Origin of the sequence: Endozoicomonas ascidiicola (genome assembly GCF_001646945.1) — a bacterium.
Classification (GTDB): Bacteria; Pseudomonadota; Gammaproteobacteria; order Pseudomonadales; family Endozoicomonadaceae; genus Endozoicomonas; species Endozoicomonas ascidiicola.
The window spans coordinates 84,478-111,120 of record NZ_LUTV01000005.1; the positions used below are offsets into that span (position 1 = coordinate 84,478).

The window sequence follows — 26,643 nt, forward strand, 5'->3', positions numbered from 1 at the left end:
CGATGAAGAAGGTTGCCAAAACAGTTCGACGACACAGACCACTTATCCTGAATTGGTTCAGGGCTAAAAAGGCGTATTCAAGCGGTATAGTTGAGGGTCTGAACACCAAGATAAAACTCACTACGAGAAAATCTTACGGTTTCAGAACCTACAGATGCGCGGAAATTGCGTTATACCATGCACTTGGCAAGCTACCTGAACCAGAAATTGCCCACAGATTTTACTGACGAGGCAGAAATTTTAATACCACCTTCTGAGGCAAAGCGGATTTTATCGCCTTCAGGCTTACGGGTGATGATATTGATGATGCCGCCGGTTGCTCCACCACCGTAGATTGCACTGGCACCAGAAACCACTTCAATACGCTCAATATTTTCAGGGCGAATCGTAGAAAGATGCCGGCTAATCTGACGATTATCAGCCTGTGAAATCCCATCAATCAGAATCAAGGCTTTACGTCCACGCATGCTCTGAGTTCTGTCAGTCACCGTTTGCGTACTGGGACCAAACCCTGGAATAAGCTGTTCAAGAGCATCAGCTAGCTTTTGTCCCGGCTGACTCTGTTGAGCGATTTCTTCACCACTAATTACCTGAACAGTGCCGGATATATCAGAGATGCTGGATTCCGAACGGGAGGCAGTTACCACCACTTGATCGAGTTTGGTCACTTTGGCTTCTTCAGCAATTGCCAGTTGACCAAAGCCAGCCATGGAAATCGCCAGGGCTAATGGCGCTTTTTGAATCTTCATTATTATTGAGCTTCCTGTGTAGTGCTTATCATTCTCATTAGATCCTTGTAATTATTCAGGGCTCGCTTCCTGCGAACCTCTTAATTTGAATGTATTAATTAACGACGTTGGATGTATTTACCGCTGAGCAGCAGCAATATGAAATAAATACCACCGGCACCGGAAACCAGCAGTCCAGAAGGAATTTCAAACGGCGCAATCACTGTTCTGGATAGCCAGTCACTGCCCACTAGAAGGATTGAACCCATCATTGCGGTGGCTGGAATTAAATGTCGATGACTGGAAAGCCCGGTTACCCGACAGATATGAGGGGCCATCAGCCCAATAAAGGAAATACCACCCACAGCAGCCACACTCACCGCACTGAGCAAGGCAACCATGACCAATAAAATCGCCACTGTCGCTTGTATACGAACACCCAGCAAAGAAGGCAAATATTCCCCCAGTTGGAGAATATCCAGCCGACGCCACATTGCGAACAGCAAAGGCAACACTGCGAGAACAGAAATAAACAGCAAATAGAAACGTTCACTGGTCACAGCATAGGTGCTACCGGATAACCAGACCAGTACCTCGCTGGATTGGTTACTGCCCAATACCAACACCATACTGATCAGCGTCGCCGCCATCGCAGAAAGGCATAATCCGGCAAGGGCAAACAAGAGCGGGTTAAACCCGGTTAAACGGCTTAAGCCCAGTAATAACAACAAGGCAAAACCACTTCCCATAATGGATAACAAGGTCATTTCAAAGCTGCCTAGCCCAGGGAATAACACAAGCCCAAGCACCACAAATAAAACGCCGGTGGTCGTTAATCCAGAAACGTCTGGGCTGGACAGTGGGTTTCTAGTGAGGGTCTGCAACACCAGTCCTGAAACCCCGAGCGCTGCGCCGGCAAAGGCCGCAGTCAGCACTCGGGGCCAGCGAAGGCTGATCCATTGTAAATCGAGGTTACCAAACAGACTGAATCCAAAGATCAGTAAGAACACAAAAGCTAACGCTGATAGAAATGTTACTGGAGATAAGTGAAACAATGCCCGAATGCCCGTTTCTCCCGGCGTGGTTGCCAATGCACTCACCCGTTTACGCTGAGTCAGTAAAAAAAGCATAAACGGAGCACCTACCACCGTCGTCATGACCCCGGCAGGAAAGCTGTAATGGGAATCGGAAATCAATAGAGGAATCAGCCTTGCTGCCACATCAGCAACCAACAACAGCAAAGCGCCTACCGCAGTAGATACCAGCAGACGCAACCACACCTTCCGACAACCCAACCCCCGGGCAATATGTGGTGCAATCAAGCCGACAAAACTGATCATGCCCACCTGACTAACGACAGTGGAAGAAAGCAGCACCCCGATAAGCAGAGACAATCCAACGGTTCGACGAACATTAACACCAAGACTTTCGGCCTGCTCTGTTCCCAGCTCAATCATATCCAACCGCCGGGCAAACAGGAGCGCCAGCGCCGTTAACATACCGATAATTGGCCAACTCCGCTGAATGGGTTGATAGTCGAACTGGGATAAATTCCCCGCTCCCCAGGTATACAAACCATCCAGCCGGTTTTCATAAAACATCAGCATGCCCGCACTGAGCGCCCCCAGCGACAGCGTCATGGCCATACCAACCAGTACCAGATTGACTGGTGAATCGCTGATTGCCTGAGCCAGTCGAAATACGAGAATCGTCGTTAAAATAGCGCCACTGAAAGCGACAACGACGGGAAACTGACCAGTGAACTGAGGCAGAAAAACCGATCCAAGAACAATCGCCAACATGGCTCCGGCATTCACACCCAGCGTTGCCGGACTGGCAAATGGATTTCGCGTAGCCCCTTGAATCAATACTCCGGCAGCACCTAGGGCTGCACCGCACAACAATGCCATGAGGGTTCTGGGTAATAGCAGCCAGGTTACAATAACGTTTGTCATCTCACTGTCGCCGGTGCCTGGTGACAACGAAAAAACAGCTAATAACTGCGAGTCTAAACCCGACGGTCCAGTTATCAGTGACACAACCACGATAGCCAGATAAAGCATTAACATCAGACAGGTGACCATTGCTGGTCTTATTATTCCGAAGTAATTCATTACACCTCCGGCGTCAGATGATTTGCGATAGCAGCCGCCATACGGGAAGCTGACAACGGTCCGCCAAACGACCAGAGTGCAGGCAGAAAATACACACGCCCTTCCCTCACCGCCGGTAGAGACTGCCACACGGGTGATTCCGTCATTGTCGGCAAACTATCAGGCTCACTACCGATAATGATTAAACTAGCGTCGCCAATAGTGGTCAGTTTCAATAGATCGACATGGGTAAAATCCCTGCCCGGCAAAGCACTCTGCCAATTGTTTTTTAACCCAAGTTCATTCACCAGCGCCCCAGCCATAGAAGCATCGGCATAAACCCGCAGGCCAAGCCCCATACCAACAAATTTACCAACAACCACCGGTTGCCCCGATAAGCCCGCCTGCTCGATAGCAATACGCGCACGATCAATGGCTGCATGCATCTCCTGAATTTTTTGCTCCGCCAAAGACTCCTTACCCACCAGCTGGGCAACCCCAAGGAAAACATCCTGCATACGCAAATAGTAATTCGTAATGTCATCGGAGGATGGGTACTGAGTGAACAGCACGGTTGGAGCAATGGCTTCCAGCTCAGACGCTATACGACGATGACGCCATTCATAGCCAAGTATTAAATCCGGCTTGAGAGCAGCAATGGTTTCCAGCCCTGGTTCGGTTCTAAGGCCAAGCTCTCTCACACCATCAGGAAGTTCTGGTGTATTGGACTGCCATTCTTTATAACCTTTAATAGACGTCACACCGGCAGGAACCACGCCTAAGGTGAGCAGCATTTCTGCCTGCGTCCAGTTGAGAGCCGCTATTTTATGAGGCACAGCCGAATCTGCTGACACTGGCGCTATTAGCAACCAAAAGCTACAGGCAACCGTCAGAACAATGTTAATTTTCAAAACGTCTGACATCAGGCCACTTCCCTGCTCTTCACCGACTGCAAAGTGGGTGTTGCCGGCGCTTCTCCTACTGGCAGAAACAATGGGTCTTTATGACCTTCCGGCGTAAATTGAGTGGTTGTCACACCAAATACATCCGAAATAATCTGACTGTCCAATACCTGACTGGCTTCACCCTGTCGTACAATCTGGCCGCCGTTCATCAGCACGATGTCATCACTGTATTGCAGCGCTTGATTCAGATCGTGCAATATCCAGACAACAGTGGTCTTCTTCTCCTGATTTAACTGGCGTACGATCTCCAGCAATCTGAGCTGATGGGCAATGTCCAGCCAGGATGTTGGTTCATCCAACAGCAGAATACCCGTTTCCTGAGCAAGCACCATGGCTAACCAGACTCGCTGCATCTCACCGCCGGATAAATGATCCACCAGTTCTGATGCATAGTTTTTCATGTCGACCCTGCGAATGGCTGAGCTGACCGCCTGATGATCTTTCGCTTTCATTCGTCCGAAAGGTCCTGCATGGGGATAGCGACCACAAGCGACCAGATTTTCAATGGTCATACCCAAGGGTACCGGTGAGTGCTGTGGCAATAGTGTCAGCTCTCGAGCCATGGCTTTACGAGCCCAAGTGTGTAAAGACTTATTACCTAAAAGCACTGACCCTTCTGAAGGTGAAATCAGCCCTGAAATCAATTTCAGCAATGTGCTTTTTCCTGAGCCATTTGGGCCGAGAATTGCAGTGATTTTTCCTGGCCTTATTTCAGTACTGACTGTTTTTACGATCAGTTTTTTGCCGACTTGATAACAAACCTGATCAAGACTCAGCGTCAGATTATTCATTCATTTTTCTTTTTGGATAAAGTTAGAAAACGTTGTCGTTTGTTATGCGCTTGAACGCTATTTAATTATTATGCAAAAGACATTGGTCGCGGATGATAATGATTTGCATTTATTATTTCAAGCAAAACTTCCTTCGGACTCCAGCCTTTCCAGCGCCCAGTCTCTGGCTAATTGCCAGTCCATAAACGCTTTCATGGGAAATGGCATCGCTTTTTGCATATTGTCACTGACGACCCGCTCGCCTTCTTCCAACGACTGAACGTGTCGGGCAATGCCACGACAGTGGTCTTGTAGCTTCAATCGATTCTCTTTAAACCAGAGGCCAAGCATCTTTCTTGCAAATGGTGAAAACTCACTATTGGGTCTGGCCTGAATCACCATGCTAAAAGGCGCCTCTTTTGCCAGAATATCGGACAAGTCATTAAGCCATTTTTCAGCATCCTGGTCGGTGGCCGGATAGTTAAAACAGACAACCACTACCGGCCAACCCATCATGTCAATCGCAGACATAGTTTTCCTCCATCTAAACACTTTTAACTTCAACGTTAACTTCAACACACAGAAATGCAGTCACTAACGCAACGGCCGCCACGGCAATACCAATCGCAGCCATCAGCCAACTATCATGCCCAGCAGTAAACCCTGCCAACAGAGCGCCAACGGTATAACCCGTGGTATGAATCATACTTAGCATTCCAGTGAGCAAACCTTGCTGGTGCTTTAACTGCTTTGAGGCAATCGTCGTATAAGACGGTGTTAATAAAGTGACCGATGCGGCACTGATTACCAGCCCTGCTGCCAGCCAGGCAAAACCATCTCCGAGAAGCATCATTAAAGTGCCAATCAGCAGCCATGATGTGCCGATTTTCAACGCAAGGGACACTTGCCCCTGCACCCAACGGGAAAATAAAAAGTGGGCAACAATGGTGGATAAAGCAGCAAGCATCATCAACCATGACAGCATTCGTGAAGTCTCTGCCCCATTTTGAAAAACGGACAATAACATTGGTCCAATCACATACTGCAAGAAGCCAAATAACGTAGTTACCGAACATGCCAATAGCAGATAAGGCCAAGTAACAGACAACAGACGTATAGAAGACCGCTCTTCTGACTTAGAGGGAGCGGGCTCGACAGTATTTCTCAGAGGTAAAAAGATAACCCAAAGGAACAGCAGCATTGTGAGCACAGCAATGAAAGCCATGGGAAATTCACTGCCCCAGCCGATCAACAATGCAGGGATTAAAGGCCCAACAAGCCGCCCACCATTGATGCTCGCTGTAATACGGCTGAGACTTCTTGAGGCATTATCTGGCTCCTCATCCATCGCCCAAGCCTGAACCGCCGGATAAAGGCCTGATGCCAATAAGCCATAGATTCCTCGTGCAACAAACATCAATAAAATAGCCTGCTGACGGTTTATGATGTTTTGGTTCAGGGCAAGTACACTCAAAGTAATCAGTGAGAAACTCAGTGCGATGCCCACCACTCCAGCAACCACCACAGGCTTTCGCCCAAAGTGATCAGACAGCTTCCCCCAGACAGGCGCGGATAAAATAAACAACCCTGTACCAAAGGCAACCATGCCACTGAGTAAAACATAACCGATGCCAGTCTCTTCCATCATGGCTGGCAAGCTGATTAATAGTGTTGTTTGACCAGCTCCCAGCATAAAGACCAGAAATAGTCGACAGAGTCCGTATGAAATAGGTTGATCGTCGTATGACTGAGCCATAGCCTCAGAACTTTTTTCTCTTTCCTGCATACACGGTGCCTGATAAGCGCATTATTTTTGTTCAACTTATTGCAAATGATAATGATTATCATATACGATGCGCACTAGATTGCCTGATGACTCTTTTTTAATCAAGTTCATCAGCCTTTTAAACGACATTAGTCATAAATAGTTAACCAAATAAAATTGAGAAGAAAATAAAACCAAAGACATGATAATAACTTCTGATCCAATACGGATAAGTTCGGCTGTTGGCATGACCAGTGATTCCACCAGTGCTGAAAAATCGGCATCACGACCCTTAAAAAACAGCATCAGGATGCAAGCCGAAAGACTGAGCGCCAACTGTTTTTTTAATGCTTTATTGCGCGAATGGCAGGGCTGGTCACTCCACCGAATGACCAAGCTTTCTGAGAAAACAAAGACTACCTCGGCTTATCTGGATCTTCCCAATTTGCCGTCGGAGGTTGAAGCCGTTATCTCTTTTCCAATGACAGAAGCGTCGCTAGTCATTTGCCTAAGCCATTTCTCTATAAGCGGCAGACACCAGTGTATTCTTCCATTTTTATTCTTCAATAAAGAGAAAAAGCACTATCGCGAAGTCTCTTTTACTGAAGCCGTTGAGCTAGTCGTGAAAGAAGATGTTCTTTGGAAAAGCGATTCAACCAGTAAACACCTTTTTCTAAATAGAGTATTTATTAGCATCGATAATATTGAAGCCACATTACATTATCGAGAAGATAATCTGGTCAGTGTTTTTAATGATTCCGTTACTTTTCAAGCATCGGAACAGTCATTAATTACGGGGCACTCTGTACACCCCACGCCTAAAAGTCGTGAACAATTCAGTTTGAAAGATGCAGAACTTTATATGCCAGAGTATGGCAATAGCTTCAAGCTTCACTGGTTCTCCATTCAGGATTCCCTATTAATAGCGGACAGTGTTCACTCACTTTCTTTCAAATCATTAACAAGATCCCTGGCAGAAGAAGACACACAATTTTCTCAAAGCCTGCTCAATGATATTCCTTCGGATCATACTTTGTTACCAGCCCATCCGTGGCAGGCGCAACGGTGGCTTGAGAATGAGTACATCCAGTCTTTACTTCGGGATCATCGATTAAACGATTTTGGTTTGCACGGTAGTGGGTGGTGTGCAACGTCTTCAGTACGCGCTATTCATTCAAATCACGCTTCATTCATGTTGAAGTATTCACTCAGTGTGAAACTGACCAATTCAATACGACACTTGCTACCTAAAGAAGTCATTCGCGGTAAAGAAATTCATCAGGTTAAATATCAATCCGTTATTGGCTCACAACTAAAGAAAGCCTATCCAAACTTTGACATCCTGACAGAACCGGCACACGCTGCCATCAAAGGCGAAGATGGAGAACCCCTGCCTGAAACGATGATCGTATTTCGTGAAAACCCATTTAATAATGAAATATCTAATCAATCCACAGAGCTATTAGCCAGTCTCACCCAGGATAATCCTACAGGAGAGTCCAGATTAGTTAATCATATGAGAAGACTGGCAGCAGAAGAAAACCTTGCCCTTGATGTGATTGTCAGAAAATGGTTTCAAAAATATCTGGCATCCGTCGTTGAGCCATTACTGGGAAGCCAGTCGAACTTTGGATTGTTGTTTGGTGCCCACCAGCAAAACCTGTTGCTTGGTATGTCTTCTGGCTACCCGGAGAAAGTCTATTTTCGCGATTGTCAGGGTACAGCCATTTGGCTAGAACCATACTAGCAGACGCATTGCCCAATGATACTGAAGAGCAAGAACACCATGTTGATGCCGTATTGGGCAATCGACTCTTCACCTATTACCTGATCATCAACTCAACGTTCGGCGTGATCAGTGCTTTGGGCGCTGGCAACATAATTCCCGAAGAGGAATTACTGCTCAGCTTGCGACGATTTCTTGAACAGCTACGTCAAGCACAACCTAAAGACACCAGTTGTCTGGATTATATGCTCGACAGTCGTGAATTGTGGTCGAAAGGCAATTTCTATTGTGCCTACGGCACGATTAACGAAAACACACTTGATGACCCCATGGATGTGTATCACACCATGCCCAACCCATTATATGACCTGAAAGCATCAGGCGACTGACCCTGTTCAACCACTCATGACAGCCTCAGAACAAATGCTCAGAATAAAAACTCAGGGAAAGCTATGAACACTGTATCGCCAATTATTTTACCGGATGCGCTAAACAAAGGCATTGCACTGCAACCTTTATCTTCCAACTCCCTTTTAGTGAATGACCATGATTTATCGTTACTGCTCAAGATCATTGAGCAGGACGGAATACAACTGTCTCCAGAAAATCCGTCAGATCTTCCCGGCAGTATTCCAAATCACTTGATTGCAGCAGCACTGGATTATCTTTATGCACACCACCAAGAGCTGAACAGCATCACTCTGTCGTCAGAGTTGATTCATCGATTACCAGACAATCAATTAATTCAGACGATCACTCAAGACAGTAAAGCACTGAACCTTCGGGCGGGTCTATATCAGAACCGTATCTTATGGCACTGGGCAAACAACGATCACTTTCCGGCAGAAATCTGGACTGAAAATGAACACGGTGTAAAACACCCGATTCGCCAGCAGCAACCATCTGGCGTCGTCTATGAGCGTTATGATTATCAGAACGATGTCACCATTAGCTTCCGAACCATAGACCCTGAACACGATCTGGGTCTCTTTCATCAGTGGATGAATCAACCACGAGTGGCTGAGTTTTGGGAGATGGCACAGAGCCGTTCCGAGCTTCAAGAATATCTCACCACTTTATTAGACAGTGGCAAAACCTGGCCCTTGATTGGCTCATTTAATGGCAAACCTTTTGGCTATTTTGAAGTCTACTGGGCAATGGAAGATCGCATAGCGCCCTATTATGACTGCCAGCCATGGGATCGAGGCTTCCATTTGCTGGTTGGTAACCCTGAATTTCTTGGACCGCGCTTTTCCAGCAGTTGGACGAAGTCCATCACTCACTTTTTATATCTGGATGACCCGCGAACTGCGCGATTAGTTGGCGAGCCAAGAGCGGACAACAAAAGGCTGCTCAAATTACTGACTCCCGCTGGCTGGTCTTTTGTAAAAGAGTTTGATTTCCCTCATAAACGGTCAGCGTTGGTTAACGGCTATCGACGTTCATTTTTTCAGGAGGTTCGGCTATGAATCAAATGGTGACTCTTCCCGAGTCAGCCTCCCTAAATGAGAGCGCACTTTGGGAACAGGTGAATAAACGACTGCTGGCCAAAACACTGAGCGAATTAAGTTGGGAAGAAGCCATCAACCCTGTAGAGACTGGGCGTGGTAGTTTTCAGCTGAAACTTGCCAGTGGTATCCGTTATGACTTCCATGCCTGGCGCAGTATCTGGGATCAGCTGATCATTGATTCAGCATCCATTACCAAAACAGGAATCAGTGGACAGATACAACATACACCAGACGTCAGTCAGTTTTTTATCGATGCACAAACAGAGCTGCAAATGACCTCTGCGACGCTGGCCAACTTTCTGGAAGAGTTAGCCAACACACTCATGGCCGAAGTAAGAGTTCAGAGTAATTATCAGCAAAAAACCGCTGCCGAGCTGGTAGAGTTGGTAGACGACGAATTGCAATGCTATTTGGATGGCCACCCCAAAGTCACCGTGAGTAAGGGACGAATGGGCTGGGGGCAGAATGATTATCAAGCCTTCGCAACTGAGTTTCTTCCAGATATTCAGCTTGAATGGCTTGCGGTTTCCCGACAGCACTGTCAGTTGTCCACTGCGGATGACCTATCAGAACATCAACTTCTTGATGCGGTTTTGGATCCCGATGAAAAACAGCGTCTATTGGAAACCTGCCAACGGTTGAACGTTTCGTTGTCCGACTATTTCATGATGCCAGTGCACCCCTGGCAATGGCGTAACCGACTGGTGAATATGTTTGCCAGCGAAGTGGCCGCCCGACGTATCGTTCACCTTGGTGTATTCGGTGACTCGATGCTGCCCCAGCAATCGCTACGCACACTGTCCAATAGAAAACGTCCCGAACAGCTCAATATTAAACTGCCCCTATCCATTCTGAACACGTCCTGCTATCGGGGCATTCCGGGTAAGTACATCCAGGCGGGGCCGATCATTTCACGTTGGTTGGCGGATATCGTCAAATCCGATCCGACACTGGCCAGTCGGAAAACCATTATTCTTGAAGAACCTGCAGGCGCCTTTTACCCGAACCCCGCTTTTGAACAGATTGACGATGCACCCTATCGTTATCACGAAATGCTCGGTTGTATCTGGCGGGACAGTGTACACGACAAAGTTTACCCATCTGAAAACGCCATTTTGATGGCCACATTGTTTCAACGAGATGGGTTCAACTATCCACTGATCTGTGAATACATTCATCGCTCCGGACTGACCACTGAACAGTGGCTGGCCAAAATGTTTGATGTGGTGGTTATTCCGCTCTATCACCTGTTGTGCAAGTACGGTATCGGTTTAGTAGCCCATGGGCAAAATGTCACTCTGGTGCTGGAGAATGACCAACCTGCAAGGGTTGCTTTGAAAGATTTTCAAGGCGATTTGCGCCTGATTGATCAAAACTTTCCGGAGCTGAGCAGCTTAAGTACCTACGCTCAATCGGTCACTACTCGCTTGCCAGCGGAATACCTGATCCACGATTTGCAAACCGGTCACTTTGTCACGGTTCTCCGTTTTATCTCTACTTGTCTGGCAGAAAAGGGCTTTTCTGAAGCCCGCTTTTATCAGCTTTTAGGTAGGCAACTGCAGTCTTATATGAAGGCACACCCAGAGCTAAAAACACGCTTTGCACTCTTTGACCTGTTTCAACCAGAAATGGCTCGAGTCTGTCTTAATAGAGTCCGGTTCAAGCTTGGCTATGGAGACGCACAGGAACGACCACTTCCTGAATTAGGCTCCCCTTTGAAAAACCCTCTGGCTACCACATTCAAGGACGAACGATGAAATTTGAAAAGATCAATACTGCTGATTCCGAAACCCTCGATTTAGCCGGTCTTGGCGCTGGCCCGTTCAATATGAGCCTGGCTGCCCTGCTGGACAGTCAGCCGGATGTTGCAACCCGATTCTTTGAAAAGCAAACTGCTTTTGGCTGGCATCCGGGATTGATGCTGCCCGGTGCTCATATGCAGACATCTTGCCTGAAAGACTTGGTTACCGCCGTACAACCTACCAGCCCATGGTCGTTTCTTTCTTTTCTGGTCAATCAAGGGCGGTTCTACTCATTTCTATCGACAGAAAAAATGGTCATCAGTCGTACAGAGTTTGTTGAGTATCTTCGCTGGGTTTCCGACAGTCTGGATTCTGTGCAATTTGACACTGAAATCAGGGAGGTGAATTTTTCTGATAATCATTTTGTTCTTAAAACCAACGACAGGGTTTATAAAGCACGAAACCTTTGCCTTGGCACTGGAAAGATGCCCTATGTTCCAGAATGTGCAACGCCATTTCTAGGTGCCCACTGTTTTCATGCCAGCAGCCTGATGACAAGAGACATAAACCTTGCAGGTAAGAAAGTCGCGGTGATTGGTGGCGGCCAAACCGGCGCAGAAGTATTTCTTAATAGCCTGCGAGGCCAATGGGGTAAAGCTGCTCAGGTTCAGTGGGTTTCCCGCAGGGCCAGTTTTGAACCATTGGATGAAAGCCCATTTACCAACGAATATTTCACCCCTGACTACGTCAATCAGTTTTTAAATCTCCCTGACCATAAAAAAGAGACCATTGTCAGCTATCAGAAACTGGCCAGTGATGGCATTACACCGGACTATCTATTGGAGCTTTACCGGGAACTCTATGATCGCACCTATTTACATCAGGAAGATGTAGATTGGCAATTACTCCCGGATCGAACGCTGACCGATATGTCCTGCAACGAGTCAGGCTACTATGAACTTAGGCTGAATAACGCGCTGTCATCGAATGATGAGAGAGTGGTTGCTGATGTGGTGATTCTCTGCACAGGGTTTCAAAACAACCTGCCACAATACCTTGAACCCATTCGTCCCTTGTTGAATTTGGATTCCCTTGATCGCTTCCAGCTCTCTTCCAGTTTCAAAGTGAAATGGAATGGCCCTGATGACCGGAGAATTTACGCCGTCAATGCCGGCCTTCACAGCCATGGTATTGCTGAGCCGCAATTAAGTCTGGCGGCTTGGCGCTCTGCAACCATTATTAATGATCTCACTGGGCAAGAAACGTTTCGTATTAACAGGCCGGCCAGTCTGATCAACTGGCAAGAGCCGATGGGTGTGGCTATTTAGGATAATCTGGGAAACTGATCAGCCTTTAAGCCAGGCTGGTCAGTTCAATCATGGTGAGGTTGCGGCTTTCAAAACCACCGGTATCGATAAAGTGCGTATTTCCCAATGTCTCCACCTGATCGACAATGGTATGGCCGCAAAAGATGTGGTCAATTCCTTCTACGATGGAATCGTTATCGGATTCTATTTTTTCTCTGGACCACTGCATGGCTCTTAGCAGCTCTACATCATTGACTGCTTTTTCAGGATCCCAGGAAGGCAATGGGTATTCAGCATGGCAAATGGCAATTTTCTGTCCACTGGGCATGTCGACGGAAATCAGCACCGGTAATACTGCCGCTTTTTCTGTGTAACGTACCATCTGCTCGTGAGATACTCTCATGTGCCATCGCCCACCGCAGGTCACCCATTGGGCAATGAGGTGGGATGAAGGTCTCAGGGTTGTATCAATCATGCACTGTTCATGGTTTCCCCGTACTGGAAAAAACCAGGGTTCATCGATCAAACCCAGACATTTTTCCGAATCAGGCCCCCGGTCAATCAAATCACCACAACTGAAGCATCGATCTTTTGACGGATCAAAGCTGACCGCTGCCAATGCCTCCATTAATAGATCATACATCCCGTGGAGGTCACCTATGACAAAGTCCCTTCCCTGAGTATTTTTTTCAAAATGCTGGTATCTCACATTACTCTTCCCAAATCATGCAGATCATTTGCGTGTTTTATCTATATCCGCAGTGTAGCAAGTGATCATGAATTGATGGCTAGAATAACTGGAACCTTGATACTGAATGACAGGACATAGTTCGGGTAAGAAGGCTATGATTAACGAGTCTTCAGGATTGGATAGGTAAGAATCGGCATGGCTGACCTTGATCTGGCAAGCACCTTCGTTGATCAATGCTTCTCTGAGATGGCTCAGAATTACTGCAGCAAAGACCTGAGCGCATTACTTGAACATTATGCCCGGGAGCCGTATCTGCTCGTCTGGCATTCAGAAGGCGAGACACTGACGACCACCGAACAACTGAGCCTGCACTATCAAGGGCTATTTGATCAGTTCGATATTGATTCGGTGAACTTCCGAGTTGAGAAACTCTTCGCCAACCAGCAACAAATCCTTTCTACCAGCCTTTGGGTACTCTCGACCCAGCGCCAGGTTGAGGATGAATCGGTTTTTGAAGATCAATCCCTGCGAGCTACTCACCTCTTCACAAGCCAGAAGGATCGTTGGCTAATCAACCATCTGCACGTGTCGCCAATGCATATTTTCTCAGGCTAGGAGCCTGACCGAGAATAGCGCCCGTAGCGAGGATGGTAGAAAATTGAGGCTCTTTTGAATTTCAAGTGGGTAAGCAGGCATTGTTCACTCTGGTAAAATCCAGCTTACCTGTCAGTAAATGAACCATGACTTTGAAGTGTGGTTTCTTGTAACCTCGGGCTTTTCGCTTGGCTGCCTGTATCACTGAATTCAAACCTTCCAGTAGACCATTATTGATCTGGCTTTCTTTCCAGTTCAGAACACCATCCCAGTGTCGTTTGATGGTCTTTGCAGCTTTTACCATGGGCTCCAGTCGGCTGTGGGTAGCCCAGAAGTACCACTTGTTTAGCCTTGCCTCAAACTCCTCTTTGCTAGGTGCCGTATAGATTTGCTGAAAGGTTTCCCTTATTTGTAAGGCTCGCACCGACTTCAGGTTAAGTCCGGGCATAGAGAGTTCATCTCGTTTCGCTTTCTGTTTTGCTGTCAGATTACTTTCGTTTTTCAGAAGCGCATAGCGTGCGCCAACCAATAACGGGTTAGTTTTCGCCTCTTCTTTGCGCACGCTGTTTACTGCCTCGTTGATAATCTTGACGATATGAAACTTGTCAAAGGTGATACTGGCTTCGGGCAGTTGTTCCCGTACGCCTTTGATAAAGGCTGGCGACATGTCGCAGCTAACCTGCTTGATGTTCTCCGCCTTACCATTGTGTTCTTCCAGATCGGTCGTAAATGCCTTGACCGTTTCGCTGCCTTTGCCATCGGTGACAAATACAGTACGTCTTTCTTCAAGATCGACGAACAAGGTTATGTAATCGTGCCCCAGGGCAGATGACGTTTCATCCATGCCAATGGTGTGGAGTTGGCTGTAGTCTTCTTCAGCCCGCGCTGTAGTGACGTAAAGCTCCAGCAGTGACCACAGTCGGTAATCAGAGGCCCCGGTCAACTTGCTGACATGATGCACCGGCATTGAACGACACATCTGAAGTAGGAAGGCTTCGAACAGAAGAGTGAAGCCATTCAGCTTTCCACTCCAGGGCGGAGAAATCAGGCGAGGCTTGTTATCGCCTCTTTTAACTCGTGGAACACGGGCATGCAGATAGCACTCGTGTTGGAAGAAATTCATATGCCGCCACTCTTTTCTTACAGTGTCGTATGCTTTGTATTCCTTGCCTGCAGGGTCTTCTGGGTCTTTGAATGTGGTTCCTCGTTGAAAGTTAATGAATATGTCCAGACGCGATTGATCTGCATCGAAATTCAGGKACTCAATGTACCAGGGAGAGGTGATRCCCAGGGCTGTCTGAAACAGGTCTTTCATGGGTGATTTATGGCAGGTTCTGCAACAAAAAAGAAGGTGGGCAAATATACACTTACCCACTCATTTTTCAAAAGAGCCAAAATTGAGGATAAAAATTCTGTTTTGTGAAGTGAATAGTGGTGCTATTTGCTGAACAAAACAGAATATTTAGACCAATTTACTACCACCGCACGACTGCATGGATGCAGGAGCTAGAGCAACGCAGGAGCAGTTGCCGCGTAGGGCAACCTGTTCTCGGTCAGGCTCCTAGCTCTGCACTGGAAATCCTTAGCCTGCACCGTGATAATACAGAGATAAGATTGCTATCAACGCATTTTCCAACTCACGGCTTAGGAAGAATACTTTCTTGAAAATAGCTTTGAAAACAGCCCTTCGTGGATCTAGCAGCACCCTTACTCTTCTGGCATTTAGCTTATATTCAATGTCAGCACTGGCTGAAACCCAAGACGAGTGCCTGCTTCGACAGCTACAAGAAGGCGACAACACCCTGACGATTGGCGAAGTAAAACGGCGTTGTGACAACACCAACGAGAGCAGCCATGAAGAATCTAACGTTCTGGCCAATCGTGTGCAGGAAGAGAAAGAAACACGCGGTAATCGTTTTGCCATCACACCCCACAAACCCAATTACATCCTGCCAATCTCCTACAATGACACCCCGAACGAAGCGCCCTTTGGGTTAGACAGTACGGATGACTTCTCCAATACTGAAATCAAGTTCCAGTTCAGTTTTAAAGCACCGCTGGCAGAAGGTGTGTTTAACGGTTATGGCGATGTTTATGTAGCCTACACCAACACTTCCTGGTGGCAGGCTTACAACAGCAACTCAGCTCCATTTCGAGAAACCAATCACGAACCGGAAGCCTTTATTGTGCTGCCCACCAATTACCAGCTGTTTGGTTTTGACCTGAAAGCCATCATCCCTGGCATTTCTCATCAGTCCAATGGCCGAAGTGGCGATCTCTCACGCAGTTGGAACCGAATCTACACCCAATTTGTTTTTTCAAAAGATAATATGGTGCTGGCTCTCAAACCCTGGTGGCGAATCCCTGAATCGGATAAGAATGAAGAAAACAGCTCAAAAGGGGATGATAATCCAAATATCGAAAAATACATGGGCTATGGCGAAATGCACTTTGGTTATCAGCTGAATGATCACAACCTTGGCATTATGCTCAGAAACAACCTGCGCAATGATAATAAGGGCGCAGTACAGCTTAATTGGTCATTTCCAATCAACGAGCGTTTCAGAGGCTATGTCCAGTATTTTAATGGCTATGGAGAAAGCCTGATTGATTATGACGCCAGCACCAATCGAATTGGGTTCGGGGTTATGTTGACGGACTGGCTTTAATCGTTATCCGTTATCCGTTATCCGTTATCCGTAAAAGCACAAACTGAACGGCTTTTACGGTCAACGAAAAACGCCTCTACCAATAAGGTCGTTTTTTAAAAACAGCCCCCTAAACCATGTTCACCTCAGTTTTACCAGTCGCTTTGCGAAACATACCAAAGCCAACGATGGCAAAAATGATCGAAAGCAATGGGCTCACCCAGTTCAACAAAGCCCAGGGCGCATAATCAATGACCGCAACGCCAAGGGTCGATGCAAAAAAGGCGCCGCCTGTCGTCCAGGGAACCAGAGCTGTTGTGAGCGTTGCGCCTTCTTCAAGGGAGCGAGACAGCACTCTTCTGTCCACACCCTTTTCATCGTAGGCATCACTGAATAATTGCCCACCCAGAATAATGGACATATACGCTTCGCCCATGGTCATGTTGCCGGCAAAGCAGGCAATAATCGTCGATGCAACAAGACTCGAAGCCCGTTTCACTTTCAGCAGCAGTGTGGAGATTAACACTCTCAGGAAATGACCTCGTTCAAGAATGCCGCCAAGCGCCAATGCCATCAGGGACAGAGACAGTGTCCACATCATGGAGGAAATTCCGCCACGGCCCATCAAGGAGTCCAGACTGTCCAAACCCGTCTTAATACTGCCACCACTGAACAAACTGTTTAGCACTGTCGACAATTCTTGTCCCTGAAGAAACAAGGCTAGTATGACCGCCACAATAGACGACGCCATCATACTGGGTTCAGCCGCTACCCGAGCCATGCTAAGACCCAGCATCACCAACAAGGGCAAAAGCGTTAGCAGGTTGATAGAAAAAGTTTCACGTAATGCTGATTGCATCGCAGCCAATTGATCGACAGGCAACAGGCTTTCGGCGTAGTTCATGCCGACAAACGAAAACAGAATCAGCGCCAATACATAAGCAGGGCCAGTGGTATACAACATTCCGCGAATATGAGCGTAAAGATCCACTTTGGTGGTCATGGAGGCTAAGTTTGTGGTGTCGGAGACGGGCGACATTTTATCGCCAAAACAGGCACCGGAGATGACCATACCAGCAATCAAAGGTGCCGGTATGCCCATGGCCATGCCAATGCCCATCAGCACAACGCCGATGGTACCAACCGTTCCCCAGCTGGTGCCTGTGGCCAGAGACATAAAGCTGCACAGCAGTAATCCTGCCGGTAGAAAAATAGCCGGGCTGACAAACTCTATGCCGTAATAAATCAGTGTTGCCAATGTGCCACTTTGAATCAGCGCTGCAATCAAGACACCAATCAAAATAAAAATATATATCGCAGGTAATGCCCCGCTGATGCCACCATTCATGGCATCGCGAATGGCTCGAAAATCAAACCCCAGTTTGAAGGCACTGAGGGATGCAATCAGCAGCGAAATAAGAATCAGGCTATGAAGGCTGGTTTGCAGCCAGAACAACCCAACACCAATCACAGTAATAATGGAAAACAGCGTAATAAACGCTTGAAAAAAGCCGGGCTCACTCCCTGAGACGGCAGTTTGTGCGGATTGGCTCACGCTGATATTCCTTTATTATCTTTTAAACATAGCCACTAATATTAATGGGTAATACCGATTACTGCACGAATAAATGCTGTACAGATTATTGATCAAATAAACTACACAAGCCTTTTAGCGGCTTCAATAAACGTCAGAACATCCTCTTCCGTCGTATCAAACGAGGTCACCATACGATAGGTTCCTTTTTCTGGCCCGGCAGGGTTGAACGCACAGATAGCCATCAGTTGATCCGCCATATCTTCTGGTATGGTAAAAAATGCCTGATTAGTTTCCACCGGGTACATCAGCTCAATGCCTGGTAACGGTTGTAACCCGTCAGCCAGTAGCTTCATAGTTCGATTCGCTTGCATGGCATTGCGTTTCCAGAGGTCATCCGTAAACAGTGCTTTGAACTGAGCACTGATAAAACGCATTTTTGAGTGCAGCTGCAAACCTTGCTTGCGGATATGCCCAAAGCCATCTGACAAAGTCTGATCAAAAAACACCACCGCTTCGCCAAACATTAAACCATTTTTGGTGCCACCCAGAGACAGCACATCAATATACTGGCAAATATCAGAGAGTGAGCAATCCAGTGCAACTGCGACGTTATAGAGACGGCAACCATCGACGTGCAGAATCAAACCCAGCGCCTCACAGGTGCTTTTTATGTCTGCCATTTCTGCAAGGGTATAAACAGTACCAAGTTCTGTAGACTGGGAGATACTCACCATACGAGGACGAGTAGCGTGAGGCCCCCACCAGCTTTCATCATGAAAGGCTTTGCGTATTTGCTCAGGCGTGATTTTTCCGTGAGTGGACGGCACCGTTATCATCCGGCTTCCGGTGGCATTCACCGGTGCCCCCACTTCATTGGTGATCATGTGAGACGTATCCGCACAAATAATACTATCAATACTTCGCAACAATGCTTTGGCGCAGAGCGTGTTAGCGCCGGTTCCGTTATAAACAAAAAACAGATCTGCCGGTTTTCCAAGTGCTGCCACGACCATTTCAGTCGCTTCCCGAGTGAGCTGATCACCACCATAAGGCCCGGCATGACCATCATTGGCGGCGACCAATGCTTCCATCACCTCAGGTGATACTCCGGAAGCATTGTCACTGGTAAAAGAGCCACTGGTAAAAGAGCGAGCCATGTTCATTTTCCTGTTCATTGAGAGAAATTTGCGTATGCAGTCTCAGGGCAAACCGGAGAATATCAGCTATTTTTAGCAGACCATAAATATTAAGAAGTTAGGCAAATGAAACCAATTCGCCTGTTGATCACTTATTTATTCTTGTGTACCACCGGGATTTCTGCCTCAGAGAGCACCCTTCGAGAAGTGCCTTCCCGTTGCGACGCCTCATGGTTAACAACACACCTTGAACACCGACTCCCTTGTTACCTGCTGAAGGAGGAGCCGGAGTCCGGCTGGAAAATTATTCGCAATACTTTCCAGATTGTGAATGTTGGCGGTCAGGATCGGGATGTCTCGATTCTCCATGCGGATCTATCGTCGCTGAGCTGGGAACCTGATCCTCAATATGCACCAGACTCCCCCTTGTGGCAGCATCGATTAACGATCTACAAACCAGAAACCGTTATATCTGATCGCGCATTACTGGTGATTAATGGCGGCATTAATCACCCTCGAGAAAGCGGTCAACAGCATCATCAAGGCGACGCTATTGATTTTGCCCGTATCGCCGCCAGAACCCAGTCTATTGTGATTAACCTTAAAGATATTCCCAACCAGTACCTGAAGTTCCCTCACTCCTCCCATCTTAGGGAAGACAATCTGGTGTCATTTTCCTGGGGGCAGTTTCTGGTAAAACCAGAGCCTGATAGTAGCTGGCCACTCCACATGCCCATGGCCAAAGCAGTGATTGCTGCCATGGATGCCATCGAAACAATCTTGGCTATTCACGACATCACGATTAACGGTTTTGTCCTCGAAGGTGGCTCCAAAAGAGGCTGGACTGCGTCGCTGACCGCCTCTCAAGACAAACGTGTAACTGCCATCATCCCTATGGTTGCTGATTTCCTGAATTTAGGGGAAATGATCAAACATCTGCTCAATGTTTATCCGGAGGGCAATCCGGCTGTCTCTGCTTACCTGCATCTTCCCTTGCGAGACACCTCTTCGGAATCCGAAATGCAGCAACTTATCGCCATGATTGACCCATTCCAGTATCGCGATGCGCTGAGCATGCCGAAATACATCGTCTCTGCTTCTGGTGATGAGTTTATGCCACCAGACAACAGCAAACTGTCTTTTGGGGAGCTACCCGGCAAAAAATGGATGCGAGTTCTACCGAATCAAGGGCACTATATTGTTCGGGACAATGAAGATCTCGTTACTGATATTACGGAGTCTTTTTATGGTGCGATCGTTGAAGGTCGAGTGCTTCCTGACATTGAATGGGATTTGCAAGGGCATCAGCTTACTCTGACATCATCACAAGCCCCCAAAGCAGCCTGGCTCTGGCAAGCAACCAATGCAACGGACAGAGACTTTCGCCGAATTCCATCCATCGAAAACCTATCAGACTTTCGTCGAAGCCCCATCCACATGATCTGCCAGCAAAACGCCTGCAAGAGCTCGACAGACATACCAGAACCGGACACAGGCTGGTCAGCCAGCTTTGTTGAGCTGCACTTTGACAATGCCCCTTACGCGGATTTGGTGTTCACAACCAGAGTATTTGTGCAGCCAGATCGGTACCCAACACCGTCAAATCGATGATGCTGAGTAGCCTGACAAAGCATTTTGTCAGGCTAGATAACCACCTTGTTATGCAAAGCAATTTCTCCTCTCTGTAGGCTATTGCCCATTAGTATGAATGCTATGGAGACAGCAGTATGGAGTTAGCCATTCAGATTGAAAACCAGGGAGACTTTACTCTGTTGAAAGTCGAAGGTCATTTGGACAGCAATAACATCCACTTGATGGAAAATGCGCTAAGTAATGCCACAAAGCTCGCATCACGCCAGATCGTCATCGACTGCGCCAATCTGATCAGCATTAACGGGGACGGGTTAAAGCTACTGTTTCAATCTCAGGTTGAGATGGCAGGAAACTATTATCTTTCTTTGCAGAATGTGCGGGATGAAGTGGCTGATTTAATGGAAATCAGTGGTGTTACCCACTTTATTCAAATGCATACTCAGGCAGAGCAATTTTCTGCCTGAGCATCTTTGTCGCTGATTGACTTTTATAGCTGATTAAAAAACGGCAAAACCGTTAGACGGTTTCTTCCTTACCAACTTCAGTGGACTGATAGCGATCTTCACCCGATTGGTGCGGAAGCAGGAGGTTCAAGAGAACAGCCGTCAGTGCGCAGAGACTCACGCCCTTTAGTGAAAACTCACCAAACGTTAAGCCCATATTGCCAATACCAAACACCAGCACAATAGAAACAATCACAAGGTTTCTTGGAATACTCAGATCCACTTTCGCCTTGATCAACGTACTCAAACCCACTACCGCAATAGAACCGAACAGCAACATCATAATACCGCCCATCACCGGCACCGGAATCGTCGCGAGAAAGCCACCAACCTTGCCAATGAAGGCAACAGCAATGGCAATCACCGCTGCCCAGGTCATTACTTTCGGGTTGTATGCCTTGGTCAGCATCACTGCACCGGTGACTTCGGAATACGTGGTATTCGGTGGTCCACCCAGCATGCCTGCAGCAGTGGTTGCCAAGCCATCACCCAACAACGTGTTTTTAAGACCCGGCTTTTCCAGATACTTCTTCCCCGTAACAGAGCTGATCGCCAGCATATCGCCAATGTGTTCGATCGCAGGTGCGATGGCCACAGGGATCATGTAAAGCACTGCATTCCAGTTAAACTCGGGGGTGACAAAATTTGGCATGGCTAACCAGGGGCGATCCAGCATTGGCTGAAAATCCACGACGCCCATCATCATGGCCGCAATATAACCAACAGCAATACCGCAGAGGATAGGAATCAGTTTAAGAATTCCGCCCGCCATGGTAGCAACAAACAATGTCGTCAGTAGTGACAGTGTCGCCAATAACAATGCCTGATCAGCAGAGACAACCCCTTCTATGCCAGACGTTGCCATACCAACAGCCACAGGCGCCAGGCCAAGGCCAATCACCATAATCACAGGACCAACCACCACCGGTGGAAATAAGCGATAGAGAATACCGGAACCACGTAACCGAACCAGAACACTCAACGCAGCATAAAGCACACCCGCCGCCATAATGCCGCCCATGGTGGCTGGCAGCCCCCAGGACTGGATACTGAAGGTAATTGGCGCAATAAAGGCAAAAGAGGACGCCAGAAAAACAGGCACTTGTCGCTTAGTCACCAACTGAAAAATCAGCGTTCCTACACCGGCAGTAAAAAAGGCGACGTTAGCATCTAAACCTGTCAGCAGTGGCACCAAAACCAGCGCACCAAAAGCAACGAACAGCATTTGTCCACCCATCAATGCCTGTCGCCAGGTGGACATTTCATCCATTAAATTGTCAGGTTCCATTGTTTTATCCATTCTTGGTTTTCCCTATTGTTATTGTTTATTTGGTACCAAAAATCTTGTCACCGGCGTCACCTAAGCCCGGGATAATATAGCCGTTTTCATTCAAACCCTGATCGACGGATGCCGTAAAGATTTTCACATCCGGGTGGGCAGAACGAATTTTCTCGATGCCTTCGGGCGCAGCCACCAGAACCAGACAACGAATTTCTTTACAGCCCGCCTTTTTCAGCATTTCAATCGTTGCCAGCATAGAACCGCCGGTAGCCAGCATTGGGTCCAGAATCAGGGCAATACGCTCGTCGATATTGCTGACCAGTTTTTCAAAATAAGGCACTGGCTCAAGGGTTTCTTCATCACGATATAAACCCACCACGCTGACTTTGGCGTTCGGAATCATATCCAGAACGCCATCCATCATACCGATACCGGCACGAAGAATAGGAACGATGGTGATTTTCTTGCCTTTGATCTGCTGAACCGTAACCGGGCCATTCCAGCCATCAATGACAGTGTCTTCCATTTCCAGGTCTTTGGTCGCCTCATAAGTCAGTAAGCTGCCAACTTCACTAGCCAGGGTCCGGAAACCTTTGGTACTGATATCATGGGAACGCATGATGCCCAGCTTGTGTTGTACCAGTGGATGCTTGATTTCCTGAACGCTCATGGAAGACCTCAACGGTGGAAAAATGAAACTGAATAGAAACTGAATAAATTGGGTTAAGCTGCCTGCCGGACAAATGGCCATTCGAAAGATTTCAATACCCATGAGAAATGAACATGGGTATGATTTTAAAACTCATCTGAATGTGATCAATCGCTATCCACCTGCGAACACAGCGTAAACTTTCTTATTTTCCCACAGCTTTATCCATCTGCCCATAGGTTTTTATCACCGTAAAGCTGTGACACCTTTCACTTGCCCAATGACAGTCGGATAAGGTATTTTTCTTGGTTTTCCGCAAATAACGATCAGGATTTCCCAACATGTCTGTTGATCTCGACCATATCCGGCAAGTGATGGATGAAGCCGACTGTCTCTACAACGAGCAGCAGATCGAAGCGGCGATTACCAACATGGGTACCGCCATTACCAGCAAACTGGCTGACAGCAACCCTCTGGTATTCTGTGTCATGAATGGTGGTCTGGTGATTACCGGGAAGCTGTTAACCCACTTGCAGTTCCCACTGGAAGCGTCTTATGTGCACGCTACCCGCTACCGCGACCAGCTGACCGGTGGCCGTCTTGAATGGAAAGTTCGCCCGGTTCAGTCGATTAAAGATCGCACCGTCCTGATCGTCGACGACATCCTCGATGAAGGTCACACTCTGGATGCCATTGCAGATTTCTGTAAGGAAGAAGGCGCTGCGGAAGTACTGACGGCCGTTCTGGTTGATAAGAACCATGATCGCAAAGCCCGCCCGGGGTTAACGGCAGACTTTACTGGCCTGGAAATTGAAGATCGTTATATCTTTGGTTATGGGCTGGATTATCAGGGTTACTGGCGGAATGCTAATGGCATTTATGCTCTAAAAGGTCACTAATTAAACATAAAAAAACGCCGAATTCCGGCGTTTTTTTTATTCCTATTTCAGAAAACTAAAGCTTCAAATATAAATACTGCCACCTTTACGTATATACTCTTCCTCAGCAAAATCTTTCAACTGAGCAAGCTCATGTACATTCATTTTAAATTCCTCCACATTTGACCTCGACAGCTTGCCGTTATCGCCATATGCCACCAGCCGTTCTATCACATCTTCCAGCTCGCTTTTAGTCAATGTCTTAAGCTCTGCTTCCCATTTTAATGCATCAACACTGGGCTCACTTAGCTTTCGAAACAGCTCATCTACCTTTGCGTCAGAGACCATGACTTCTGGATCCACACTGACAAACCCAGATCCCCCCGCAAATTTAGAATCATCAAGCGTTCCACTCTTTGGCTCCCGAAATTTGAGTGCCATTCTGTCGCCAGACTTGGCTAATGAATCTGACTCACTCTCAACATAACCAGAATCTACAGATGGGGATCGCGGGCGACTGGTCAGGCTATCGTCTAACTCGAAGAACTTAGACTTTTGCCCTATGACCACATCAAGCATGTCCTTCACATTACTATTACCTGTACGGTAGTTCTCCTGCAAGTAGCTTTCAACTAAATCCAGTTCCTGAGAGTCAAGCTTTGAAACATCTTGTTTAAAATCTTCAATAGTTTCATAAGCATCAGTACTCTCTAATAAACCGATCACTACTGCAGCACCATAGTGCATGGACTCATAAGGGGTATCATCAAGTTCTGGCTCGGTTTCGGAAACCCTATCCGAAAGTGCTTTACCTCTTACCAAAATCAGCAATATCAGCCTTGAGTGGGTATTCCGGAATGCGCAGTAATAAGAAAACTCAGTTATTTTTCGTACATTATGCTGCATCAACTGATGCGTAAACTCTGGCAAACTACCTGAACCAGAAAGTGCCTTGATTACAAGACACTATACGAGGCATCCAAAGAGTTAACAGCAATGGATGCAAGAAAAGATGCAAGAAAAACATCGATTATGCACTAATAACTTAAATACAGATCATTTAAATTAATGATGTTTTCAATTAATCGTTTGCCTGGGAAATCTGTCATAATCATGCCTACACGACCTTTCTGGCCAGCAATATAATCTGCTGTAAGAGTATTTGTACCTTCAAAAGCTATCGAGCAGATACCGATAAAACAGCTAACGCGAGGGAATTCCGGATACATATGTGACCACCCTGGCGTAGTGAGTCCAGTTAGCAAGCGAGGCGCTGATGTTTGAGGACTTGAATGACCACTAACAACAAAATATGGGAATACACCAATATTTGTTGGGCCATGATTACTACTAAGAAAGTTCATGAAAAATCGCCCTTCATCGCTTTTATTAGCTTCATCTATATGATTTTTAATAGCTACCCATTTTTCATATAATTTCCAGTTTGTGTTCATGTAATCTTGCCTGACATTTTGTTGGATATTTATAGCGGAAATCAATATGCCAAAAGGAAAACCATTTGATGATGGTTCTTCCTCATATTCACTATAATAACCACCGTCGAGCGATCTAATTTTGGTATCTTGAATAATTACAAATGAACCACGTATTTCATTAAGTGTTGGGTTGTTCGTTGTCGGAACCCAACGTTTACTACCGTATTTAGCGAGGTCTGCGTCAAGTGTTTTCCATAAAGATCGAGTATTCCCATTTTTCCCCAAAGGTCGTAGCCAATGATCAAGACTCTTAAGGCGAAACACCACCGTTTCAGTGGGATGTTCTGTCAAAAACTGATCAATTACTTGAAGCACATCTTTTCCAAAAGAACCATTTAGACTTACTGTCTGATGATAAAGCTTGAGTGTATTCTCTTTATGGCGAACACGTATATCAAGCACACGAATACCTGAATTTAACTGGTCTCGCAGTGACATAGCCTGGGTTTGGACTATATCCGTCCCCTGATTAATAACCATTGTGCCATTTGTACCAGGAAGTGAAAGCTCACTAAGCCGTTGATTACCATTTAGCCGAGACATCCAATCAGGATTATTCGCCACTGGTCCGCCGTCATGATTATAAGCTTCGTCATTATGAGCTACTGAAGAAAAGCTTATTATCAACGTAATTACTGCTAGTGATATAGTTCTGAAATCCATTTTCATGGAATACCTCCCATTATTTTATTAGATAAATAGTTATCCTTCATTCGGACTTAATCTGATAATTTCACCAAATCATCTAAACTGTAAACAAGAAATTTATTCCTGATACAGGTGCTGAATGACGGATTATGCAAATAGCTGTGCAAATAAGATCGAATCGTAAGTAGTTAACCATTTGCTTTCGAATAAATCACTGACCGACCAGTAAGCATTACTGACATTGTGACTGCTTGAGTTAACAGTACATCGAGGCAAACACAATTAGCCATAACCTCTCTATAACTATTGCAGCACAGGTCATCAGCTGAATTAATATTCAATCGGTCAGGATTATTCGATTACATTTGATCAACTACTTAA

25 protein-coding genes are annotated in these 26,643 nt (G+C 46.7%); 11 read left to right on the forward strand and 14 right to left on the reverse strand.

The features are described 5' to 3' along the window. Window positions 1–227 (forward strand): transposase (locus AKL11_RS24635; protein ID WP_172807296.1); only part of this gene is annotated, 227 nt, incomplete at its 5' end. Here AKL11_RS24635 and AKL11_RS14345 read toward each other — a convergent pair. The 6 genes from AKL11_RS14345 to AKL11_RS14370 all read right to left on the reverse strand — a co-directional run bounded on the left by AKL11_RS14345 (window position 192) and on the right by AKL11_RS14370 (window position 6,342). Beyond that, on the reverse strand, window positions 192–749 hold the full coding sequence (locus AKL11_RS14345) for a TonB-dependent receptor plug domain-containing protein (RefSeq protein WP_067518661.1): 558 nt from the start codon (window positions 747–749) through the stop codon (window positions 192–194). The genes AKL11_RS24635 and AKL11_RS14345 overlap by 36 nt on opposite strands. A 98-nt stretch (window positions 750–847) precedes the next feature. Beyond that, window positions 848–2,842, reverse strand: a complete 1,995-nt coding sequence (locus tag AKL11_RS14350) for an iron ABC transporter permease (protein WP_067518663.1) — start codon at window positions 2,840–2,842, stop codon at window positions 848–850. Beyond that, a complete protein-coding gene (locus AKL11_RS14355) occupies window positions 2,842–3,744 on the reverse strand; it encodes an iron-siderophore ABC transporter substrate-binding protein (protein ID WP_067518665.1) in 903 nt (300 codons plus the stop codon). The genes AKL11_RS14350 and AKL11_RS14355 overlap by 1 nt, the downstream gene beginning before the upstream one ends. Then, on the reverse strand, window positions 3,744–4,577 hold the full coding sequence (locus tag AKL11_RS14360) for an ABC transporter ATP-binding protein (protein WP_067518667.1): 834 nt from the start codon (window positions 4,575–4,577) through the stop codon (window positions 3,744–3,746). The genes AKL11_RS14355 and AKL11_RS14360 overlap by 1 nt, the downstream gene beginning before the upstream one ends. 117 nt (window positions 4,578–4,694) lie before the next feature. Then, complete coding sequence (locus AKL11_RS14365; RefSeq protein ID WP_067518669.1) at window positions 4,695–5,087, reverse strand: hypothetical protein; 393 nt, start codon at window positions 5,085–5,087, stop codon at window positions 4,695–4,697. Window positions 5,088–5,100: 13 nt separating this feature from the next. Continuing rightward, window positions 5,101–6,342 (reverse strand): MFS transporter, encoded by a 1,242-nt coding sequence (locus AKL11_RS14370; RefSeq protein WP_067518671.1) that lies wholly within the window; start codon window positions 6,340–6,342, stop codon window positions 5,101–5,103. A 226-nt stretch (window positions 6,343–6,568) separates the two neighbouring features. Here AKL11_RS14370 and AKL11_RS14380 point away from each other — a divergent pair, with 226 nt between their 5' ends. The 5 genes from AKL11_RS14380 to AKL11_RS14400 all read left to right on the forward strand — a co-directional run bounded on the left by AKL11_RS14380 (window position 6,569) and on the right by AKL11_RS14400 (window position 12,628). Further along, a complete protein-coding gene (locus tag AKL11_RS14380) occupies window positions 6,569–8,068 on the forward strand; it encodes an IucA/IucC family protein (protein WP_172807297.1) in 1,500 nt (499 codons plus the stop codon). Then, window positions 8,050–8,436, forward strand: coding sequence for a ferric iron reductase (locus AKL11_RS14385; RefSeq protein WP_172807298.1), 387 nt, complete (start codon window positions 8,050–8,052; stop codon window positions 8,434–8,436). Before AKL11_RS14380 ends, AKL11_RS14385 begins: the two co-directional genes overlap by 19 nt. Before the next feature lie 63 nt (window positions 8,437–8,499). Beyond that, window positions 8,500–9,516: a GNAT family N-acetyltransferase gene (locus AKL11_RS14390; RefSeq protein ID WP_095210400.1), complete on the forward strand. Its 1,017-nt coding sequence runs from the start codon at window positions 8,500–8,502 to the stop codon at window positions 9,514–9,516. Further along, window positions 9,513–11,315, forward strand: coding sequence for an IucA/IucC family protein (locus tag AKL11_RS14395; protein WP_095210401.1), 1,803 nt, complete (start codon window positions 9,513–9,515; stop codon window positions 11,313–11,315). The genes AKL11_RS14390 and AKL11_RS14395 overlap by 4 nt, the downstream gene beginning before the upstream one ends. Beyond that, a complete protein-coding gene (locus AKL11_RS14400) occupies window positions 11,312–12,628 on the forward strand; it encodes a lysine N(6)-hydroxylase/L-ornithine N(5)-oxygenase family protein (protein WP_067518679.1) in 1,317 nt (438 codons plus the stop codon). The genes AKL11_RS14395 and AKL11_RS14400 overlap by 4 nt, the downstream gene beginning before the upstream one ends. 25 nt (window positions 12,629–12,653) lie before the next feature. Here the strand turns inward: AKL11_RS14400 and AKL11_RS14405 are convergent, their stop codons facing one another. Continuing rightward, window positions 12,654–13,316, reverse strand: coding sequence for a metallophosphoesterase (locus AKL11_RS14405; RefSeq protein WP_067518681.1), 663 nt, complete (start codon window positions 13,314–13,316; stop codon window positions 12,654–12,656). A gap of 177 nt (window positions 13,317–13,493) precedes the next feature. On the opposite strand from AKL11_RS14405, the gene AKL11_RS14410 reads away from it, so the two are divergent. Next, window positions 13,494–13,913, forward strand: a complete 420-nt coding sequence (locus AKL11_RS14410; protein WP_067518683.1) for a nuclear transport factor 2 family protein — start codon at window positions 13,494–13,496, stop codon at window positions 13,911–13,913. Between the two features lie 61 nt (window positions 13,914–13,974). Here AKL11_RS14410 and AKL11_RS14415 read toward each other — a convergent pair whose 3' ends face one another. Further along, the gene (locus tag AKL11_RS14415; protein ID WP_067518686.1) at window positions 13,975–15,207 is read right to left on the reverse strand and encodes an ISL3 family transposase; all 1,233 of its coding nucleotides are present in this window, start codon (window positions 15,205–15,207) and stop codon (window positions 13,975–13,977) included. A 421-nt stretch (window positions 15,208–15,628) separates the two neighbouring features. Between AKL11_RS14415 and AKL11_RS14420 the strand changes: the two genes are divergently transcribed. After that, entirely contained in the window at window positions 15,629–16,561 is a 933-nt protein-coding gene (locus AKL11_RS14420) for a phospholipase A (protein ID WP_067518688.1), read from the forward strand. 109 nt (window positions 16,562–16,670) lie between these two features. Here AKL11_RS14420 and nhaC read toward each other — a convergent pair whose 3' ends face one another. Both nhaC and AKL11_RS14430 read right to left on the reverse strand, forming a co-directional pair. Then, window positions 16,671–18,095 carry a Na+/H+ antiporter NhaC gene (gene nhaC / locus AKL11_RS14425; RefSeq protein WP_067518690.1) on the reverse strand — a complete coding sequence of 475 codons (1,425 nt, stop codon included), beginning with the start codon at window positions 18,093–18,095 and terminating at the stop codon, window positions 16,671–16,673. Window positions 18,096–18,196: 101 nt separating this feature from the next. Next, window positions 18,197–19,234, reverse strand: coding sequence for a threonine aldolase family protein (locus tag AKL11_RS14430; RefSeq protein ID WP_067518692.1), 1,038 nt, complete (start codon window positions 19,232–19,234; stop codon window positions 18,197–18,199). A gap of 105 nt (window positions 19,235–19,339) precedes the next feature. Between AKL11_RS14430 and AKL11_RS14435 the strand changes: the two genes are divergently transcribed. After that, a complete protein-coding gene (locus AKL11_RS14435) occupies window positions 19,340–20,824 on the forward strand; it encodes a PhoPQ-activated protein PqaA family protein (protein WP_067518694.1) in 1,485 nt (494 codons plus the stop codon). A gap of 116 nt (window positions 20,825–20,940) precedes the next feature. Beyond that, complete coding sequence (locus tag AKL11_RS14440; protein ID WP_067518696.1) at window positions 20,941–21,270, forward strand: STAS domain-containing protein; 330 nt, start codon at window positions 20,941–20,943, stop codon at window positions 21,268–21,270. Between the two features lie 52 nt (window positions 21,271–21,322). Here AKL11_RS14440 and AKL11_RS14445 read toward each other — a convergent pair whose 3' ends face one another. Both AKL11_RS14445 and upp read right to left on the reverse strand, forming a co-directional pair. Further along, on the reverse strand, window positions 21,323–22,609 hold the full coding sequence (locus tag AKL11_RS14445) for a uracil-xanthine permease family protein (protein WP_253705210.1): 1,287 nt from the start codon (window positions 22,607–22,609) through the stop codon (window positions 21,323–21,325). A gap of 25 nt (window positions 22,610–22,634) precedes the next feature. After that, a complete protein-coding gene (gene upp, locus AKL11_RS14450; protein ID WP_067519679.1) occupies window positions 22,635–23,261 on the reverse strand; it encodes a uracil phosphoribosyltransferase in 627 nt (208 codons plus the stop codon). A 320-nt stretch (window positions 23,262–23,581) separates the two neighbouring features. On the opposite strand from upp, the gene AKL11_RS14455 reads away from it, so the two are divergent. Further along, a complete protein-coding gene (locus AKL11_RS14455) occupies window positions 23,582–24,139 on the forward strand; it encodes a hypoxanthine-guanine phosphoribosyltransferase (RefSeq protein ID WP_067518698.1) in 558 nt (185 codons plus the stop codon). 63 nt (window positions 24,140–24,202) lie between these two features. On the opposite strand, the gene AKL11_RS14460 is transcribed toward AKL11_RS14455, so the two are convergent. Beyond that, window positions 24,203–25,048 (reverse strand): hypothetical protein, encoded by an 846-nt coding sequence (locus tag AKL11_RS14460; RefSeq protein ID WP_157673583.1) that lies wholly within the window; start codon window positions 25,046–25,048, stop codon window positions 24,203–24,205. 107 nt (window positions 25,049–25,155) lie between these two features. After that, window positions 25,156–26,283 (reverse strand): phosphatidylinositol-specific phospholipase C domain-containing protein, encoded by a 1,128-nt coding sequence (locus AKL11_RS14465; RefSeq protein ID WP_067518701.1) that lies wholly within the window; start codon window positions 26,281–26,283, stop codon window positions 25,156–25,158. Window positions 26,284–26,643 lie beyond the last annotated feature (360 nt).

What these genes read in the sequence shown, in the direction of transcription:
- AKL11_RS14380 (WP_172807297.1), top strand. Translation starts at nt 6,569, where the DNA reads ATGACCAGTGATTCCACCAGTGCTGAAAAATCGGCATCACGACCCTTA.
- AKL11_RS14465 (WP_067518701.1), bottom strand. Translation starts at nt 26,283, where the DNA reads ATGAAAATGGATTTCAGAACTATATCACTAGCAGTAATTACGTTGATA.
- AKL11_RS14420 (WP_067518688.1), top strand. Translation starts at nt 15,629, where the DNA reads ATGTCAGCACTGGCTGAAACCCAAGACGAGTGCCTGCTTCGACAGCTA.
- AKL11_RS14360 (WP_067518667.1), bottom strand. Translation starts at nt 4,577, where the DNA reads ATGAATAATCTGACGCTGAGTCTTGATCAGGTTTGTTATCAAGTCGGC.
- AKL11_RS14455 (WP_067518698.1), top strand. Translation starts at nt 23,582, where the DNA reads ATGTCTGTTGATCTCGACCATATCCGGCAAGTGATGGATGAAGCCGAC.
- upp (WP_067519679.1), bottom strand. Translation starts at nt 23,261, where the DNA reads ATGAGCGTTCAGGAAATCAAGCATCCACTGGTACAACACAAGCTGGGC.
- AKL11_RS14365 (WP_067518669.1), bottom strand. Translation starts at nt 5,087, where the DNA reads ATGTCTGCGATTGACATGATGGGTTGGCCGGTAGTGGTTGTCTGTTTT.
- AKL11_RS14400 (WP_067518679.1), top strand. Translation starts at nt 11,312, where the DNA reads ATGAAATTTGAAAAGATCAATACTGCTGATTCCGAAACCCTCGATTTA.
- AKL11_RS14350 (WP_067518663.1), bottom strand. Translation starts at nt 2,842, where the DNA reads ATGAATTACTTCGGAATAATAAGACCAGCAATGGTCACCTGTCTGATG.
- AKL11_RS14355 (WP_067518665.1), bottom strand. Translation starts at nt 3,744, where the DNA reads ATGTCAGACGTTTTGAAAATTAACATTGTTCTGACGGTTGCCTGTAGC.
- AKL11_RS14370 (WP_067518671.1), bottom strand. Translation starts at nt 6,342, where the DNA reads ATGCAGGAAAGAGAAAAAAGTTCTGAGGCTATGGCTCAGTCATACGAC.
- AKL11_RS14390 (WP_095210400.1), top strand. Translation starts at nt 8,500, where the DNA reads ATGAACACTGTATCGCCAATTATTTTACCGGATGCGCTAAACAAAGGC.
- AKL11_RS14445 (WP_253705210.1), bottom strand. Translation starts at nt 22,609, where the DNA reads ATGGATAAAACAATGGAACCTGACAATTTAATGGATGAAATGTCCACC.
- AKL11_RS14345 (WP_067518661.1), bottom strand. Translation starts at nt 749, where the DNA reads ATGAAGATTCAAAAAGCGCCATTAGCCCTGGCGATTTCCATGGCTGGC.
- AKL11_RS14430 (WP_067518692.1), bottom strand. Translation starts at nt 19,234, where the DNA reads ATGGCTCGCTCTTTTACCAGTGGCTCTTTTACCAGTGACAATGCTTCC.
- AKL11_RS14435 (WP_067518694.1), top strand. Translation starts at nt 19,340, where the DNA reads ATGAAACCAATTCGCCTGTTGATCACTTATTTATTCTTGTGTACCACC.
- AKL11_RS14440 (WP_067518696.1), top strand. Translation starts at nt 20,941, where the DNA reads ATGGAGTTAGCCATTCAGATTGAAAACCAGGGAGACTTTACTCTGTTG.
- AKL11_RS14410 (WP_067518683.1), top strand. Translation starts at nt 13,494, where the DNA reads ATGGCTGACCTTGATCTGGCAAGCACCTTCGTTGATCAATGCTTCTCT.
- AKL11_RS14395 (WP_095210401.1), top strand. Translation starts at nt 9,513, where the DNA reads ATGAATCAAATGGTGACTCTTCCCGAGTCAGCCTCCCTAAATGAGAGC.